Consider the following 4345-nt stretch of genomic DNA (forward strand, 5'->3'; position numbering starts at 1 on the left):
CCTTGGATCGGTTTAGTTGGACTTGCCATTTTCTTAGTTATTAATGTTCTCGTTTTATCACTCGGAATTCAAAATGGGATTGAGAAAGCTAATAAATTTCTTATGCCACTTCTATTTGTCTTCTTCCTTATTTTAGTCGCTCGATCACTAACTTTAGAGGGCGCTAGCGAGGGGATTCGATTCTTTCTACAGCCAGATTTCTCTTCCATTACTAGTGATGGAGTACTTTATGCATTAGGGCAATCCTTCTTTGCATTAGCAGTTGGCTTTTCATGTTTAGTTACATATAGCTCTTATTTAGACAAWAAAGAAAGCATTCCTACAGCTGCTGTTTCCGTCGTTGGGATGAACCTTTTTGTCTCTTTATTAGCAGGACTCGCTATTTTCCCAGCCATCTTCGCCTTAGGATTTGAGCCGACTGAAGGCCCTGGATTATTATTCATTGTCCTTCCAGCTGTTTTTGCAGAGATGGTTTTGGGAGAACTCTTCTTGGCCTTATTTCTCTTATTGTTTCTTTTTGCTACGTTGACCTCTTCTTTTAGTTTATTAGAAATATTTGTGTCAGCCTTCACAGAAAGTAAGAAAAGAAAAAGAAGAAGAGTGGCTGCTTATTCTGGGCTAGTAATTTTTTTAGCTGGAATCCCTGCAGCTCTAAGCTTTGGCGTCCTATCAAACGTTCAATTCTTTAACTTATCCATTTTTGATGCTACTGATTTTCTTGTTAGTAATATCATGCTTCCACTAGGTTGCCTATTGATCTCTTTGTTTATCTCGCTTCGAATGGAGAAAAGATTGATGGAGCAAGAATTTCTAAGTGGAAATCGACTTACTAACCGATTCTTTACGGTTTGGTTATTCTTAATGAAGTATGTCGTGCCACTTGTCATTATTATTGTCTTCATTAACACTTTAGGAGTTTTATAAGCCACCGATAGGAAAAAAGCTCGATCACCCATGTGATCGAGCTAGTTCAAATAAGACATCTGTACACACATCAAGTTGATGGATGTCGACAAATTCATCAACTGCATGAGCTTGGTCAAGGTCACCAGGCCCAAACACAATAAAATCTTTATTTCCAGTTCGCAAACTAATCATACTTACATCCGTATAAGCCGGAAACCCTGATTCTTTTATTTCCTCTCCGACAACCTTTTCATACGTAGATCCCATCATCTTTACTAATGGACTAGCAATATCCGTTTCAATTGGTGGACGTTGCCAACCATAATGTTTGATCACTGCTTTAGTCCCTGTTACTTGTTCACAACCTTCTTTGACACATTGATTAATGATGGTATTAGCTTCTTCTTTTGTCATCGGAGGGACTAGACGAAAATCTAGCTCTACCCGACATGACCCTGCGACCATATTTGTTTTGTTCCCACCTGAAATCGTGCCTACAGACAATGCTGGTTTGCCAAACACCTCATGATTATATGAAAGGTCGGCCACTTTCTTTTTTAACCGACTAATAATTTCAGAAGCTGCATGAACAGCATCTGCCCCTAAATGTGCTCGACCTCCATGAGAACTTTTTCCTTCGATATTCAGCTCATACCAAATGGTTCCTTTATGCGAAGTGGACATGGTAAGACTTGTAGGCTCCATTGCAACTAATAACGCATCTTCCGGAATGAATTTCTCTTTCTCTAGAGCTACTGCTCCTTTCATAAAAGGACCTTCCTCATCAATGCTAGCTATGACAATAAGATCTCTTTCAAGCTCTATTCCTTTTTCAGATAACCTTTTTAAAGCAATTAGGGCACAAGCCAACCCACTCTTCATATCACAAGCTCCCCGGCCGTAAAGTTTACCATCTACTATTTGTCCTCCAAATGGATGGTAATTCCAATCACCTTCTACTGGAACTGTATCCATATGACCGATATATACTAATGGGCGCTTAATCGGTTTTTTCGCTTTATAGGTTGCAATAATATTTTGTCTGCCCTCTTCTACTTCTTGGACTTCAATGTTAATCTTATCTACTTTTTTTAACCAAGATTCAATATAAGTGGCACAAGCTTTCTCAGAACCGATCGGGTTTTCTGATGGAATTTGAATGAGTTCTCTAGTTAATGTCACCACTTCTGTAAGATCTTCCAATACCATCACTCCACTTCGTTCAGCTTATAATGCTTCGCGTTTTTTATCTGAATGATTCTCTTTTACTAATTCTGGATGATACGCTTTGTTGTAATCATTTCTTGCCACATCAAAGCGATTGACCACTTCCTCATCTGTACGCTTAAGCGCAAGACTAATGGTCACAAACAAAATCGCATTAATGAGAAGCCCCCATACCCCTGCGTGGAACCCTAGAGGATTTTTCAACGCTGGGATAAAGGTAAATAACAAGACAACTGCAATACTCACTACTAAGCCCCAGATAGCAGCCGTTGGGTGAGCACGACGCCAACTAATTGCACCTATGGTAGGTATTAATAATTGAGCGGTTCCTGCAAGTGCTGCAATCCCGATTGTGACGAGTACACCCGGCACAACTAATGCCATAATATAAGCAATTAAAGAAAAGACAATTAATGACCATCTACCAACTTTGATAATACTTTCTTGACTTGCTTTAGGATTTTGATAGCGCTTATAAATGTCCATCGTCACAATCGTTGAAATCGCATGAATTTGAGAATTGGCAGTCGACATAGCGGCTGCAGCACCTGCTGCTAATATAAGCGATGCTAATGCAAACGGCGCATATTCCATTAACATGACCGGTAAGATTTGATCTGGATTTGCTAAACCCGGTTCAAGTAACACCCCTGTGAAACCGGCTAATAAAGAACCCATGTAGGCGATTGCCGCAAATCCTAGTAAGAAAGGCATTAAATTAAATAACTTCCCACTCTTAACCGAGTACATTCGAAGCCATATCTGGGGCCCCATAAAGGCTCCAATAGCTGTTACGGCAAATAATGAGAACCACATTGGATAGCCCATCGCCCCTAATGGACCTGGCAACGTCAAGTGTTCTGGACTTGTTTCTATTAATCCATTAAACAACCCCGTAGGTCCGCCTACATGTTGGGAGATGTAATAACCTGCATACATCATTCCAAAGAATAAGAGAGCCCYGTAAATGATATCCGTCCATGCAACAGCACGAATCCCTCCGACCCATACATAGGTAACAATGATGAAATAAAACATTAAAGCTGAAAGCCAAAATGGAATGACCCCACCAGAGGCAACCTCAATCAAATAGGCTCCACCAGTTAATTGGATTTGCAAGTATGGAATCGTAAAGACTAGCAATATTCCGGCCACGATGATCCTAAGCTTTTCATTGTTATAAAAATCCCCGATTAGATCTGAAGCAGTAATATAGTTAAAGCGTTTCCCTAAAAACCAAACACGCTTACCTACCCAGTAATACATGAAGCCAAATAATAAATTCCAAGCGAGAGCAGTTAAATAAACAGGCCCGTTCGTATAGAACGTTGCATTGGATCCTAGAAAAGCAAATGAACTCCACCACGTCGCAGCTACTGTGAAGAAAACGGCAATTGCTCCCATTCCTCTTCCCTGAATAAAGAAATCTTCACTAGTCTTCGTCGATTTTGTTGCGGCAAAAAAGCCAACAACAAGTGGAATGATCATAAATGCCGCAATGATTAATACACCAATAGTCAATTGACTCTCCCCCTATGATTCGTCTGTTACCGTCTCAGAACTTTCTTTACTTCCCCAGTTGATTAAATATCCAATCAAAAACAAAGCAGTTAACACAAACCACCATAAGAGATTCCAAAAAAGGAAAAATGGCATACCAAGTACAAAAGGCTCGGTCGTATTTGCTAATAAAATGAGTGGTGTCTCCATGACAATAAAGCTGAGAATGATTAAGCTATATAAGACCTTCTTTTTTGTAGGATATCGCTGAAACATGTCCCGTCCCCCTCGTTTATAATCAATCTCTTTCTTCTTATTCCACCACTCGCTTCACTACTGTTTGATACAATAACTCCGCCCCTTTAGAGATATCTTCAAACTCCGCACTCTCTTTAGGATTATGGCTAATTCCGTCTTTGCAACGGACAAAGATCATTCCATAATCGCATACTGTAGACATCGCAATCGCATCATGAAAAGGTCCACTCATTAATTCAGGAACAGCTTGCCCGAATATCTCTTGTGCCGACTTTCTCATATCATCCATAATCGCTTCTGCACAATATCTAGGTTCACTTTCTGTATCCACGCGAATCGTACTAGTGACTTGATGCTTTTCACAAATATGATCGATTGCCGGATAAAGAGTGGCCTCGATATCCTTTCTTCTTTCAAGATCAATATCACGAAGATCAATCGTAAAACGAACCCG

The 4345-nt window shown here is 40.0% G+C and carries 5 protein-coding genes; 1 reads left to right on the forward strand and 4 read right to left on the reverse strand.

Features of this window, described 5'->3' with window-relative positions:
- Window positions 1–924: sodium-dependent transporter (locus AB685_RS27075; protein ID WP_047973700.1), on the forward strand; the 924-nt coding region annotated here is incomplete at its 5' end.
- Window positions 925–948: 24 nt separating this feature from the next.
- Here the strand turns inward: AB685_RS27075 and AB685_RS27080 are convergent.
- The 4 genes from AB685_RS27080 to AB685_RS27095 form a co-directional block, all read right to left on the reverse strand.
- A complete protein-coding gene (locus AB685_RS27080; protein WP_047973701.1) occupies window positions 949–2109 on the reverse strand; it encodes a M20 family metallopeptidase in 1161 nt (386 codons plus the stop codon).
- 24 nt (window positions 2110–2133) lie between these two features.
- Window positions 2134–3654 (reverse strand): sodium:solute symporter family protein, encoded by a 1521-nt coding sequence (locus AB685_RS27085; RefSeq protein WP_047973702.1) that lies wholly within the window; start codon window positions 3652–3654, stop codon window positions 2134–2136.
- A 12-nt stretch (window positions 3655–3666) separates the two neighbouring features.
- Window positions 3667–3909 (reverse strand): DUF3311 domain-containing protein, encoded by a 243-nt coding sequence (locus AB685_RS27090; RefSeq protein WP_047973703.1) that lies wholly within the window; start codon window positions 3907–3909, stop codon window positions 3667–3669.
- A gap of 37 nt (window positions 3910–3946) precedes the next feature.
- Window positions 3947–4345: M20/M25/M40 family metallo-hydrolase (locus AB685_RS27095; RefSeq protein ID WP_047973704.1), on the reverse strand; the 399-nt coding region annotated here is incomplete at its 5' end.

Source organism: Bacillus sp. LL01 (assembly GCF_001037965.1).

Excerpts from the sequence above, each read along its gene's own strand:
- AB685_RS27090 (WP_047973703.1), bottom strand. The coding sequence starts at position 3,909 with ATGTTTCAGCGATATCCTACAAAAAAGAAGGTCTTATATAGCTTAATC.